Annotated in this window: 1 pseudogene; it reads right to left on the bottom strand. The window is 71.1% G+C overall.

Going from position 1 to position 682, the window contains the following annotated elements:
- A pseudogene (locus tag PZ895_RS00680) lies at positions 1 to 682 on the bottom strand (YeeE/YedE family protein); the annotation flags it as partial.

The following is a 682-nucleotide window of genomic DNA, read 5'->3' as shown; positions in this document are numbered from 1 at the left end:
TTGAGCGCCCGTTGCGGGCCGGGCCAGTTCCAGAATTCCCATGTTTCGACCGGAATGCCGGCGACCTGCGCCGCCTTTGCGCCCCACAGGCCGAAGCCGAAGGTGACGGACCAGGGATGGCCGGCCAGAAGCAGCGTCGCGACGTTGAGGAGCGCGAGCAGCACGCCGGCGCCGACGAGCGGCCAGGGACCGGAGAGGATCCACGTCCAGCCGGGGCGGGCGGGCGCGGGCTCGGCTTCGAGATNGGGCGGCGAGGGTGGCGAGGATCGCCGAGCCGATGCCGATTGTGTTGCCAAGGCTGACGGCCGGCATTGCGGGCAGGCCCAGCCACCAGGGCAGGTGCGCGGTGCCGATGACCGCGCCGATGATGAAGAACGTGAGCGTAACCAGCATCCGCGAGGAGCCGCCGCCGACGGTGAAGAGCGTGCCCGAGCCGCAGCCGCCGCCAAGCTGCATCCCGAGCCCGAAGATCGCGGCGCCGACGAGGACGGAGATTCCGACCGGCGCGGTTGCGGGTGCAAGCGCCTGTCCGCCGAGGCTGCCGGCGGCGAGAAGCGGGATCATCGCGACTGCCGCTACCGCGATCATCAGCATCTGCGCACGCATTCCGCGCCCGCGCTTTTCGACGACCATGCGGCGCCATCCGCCGGTGAAGCCGAAGGAGGCGTGGTAGAGCGTCGCG

Source organism: Mesorhizobium sp. YIM 152430, assembly GCF_029210365.1.
GTDB lineage: Bacteria > Pseudomonadota > Alphaproteobacteria > Rhizobiales > Rhizobiaceae > Aliihoeflea.
The sequence above is the reverse complement of the archived record's forward strand: the minus strand, read 5'-3'. Positions and strand labels throughout refer to the sequence as shown.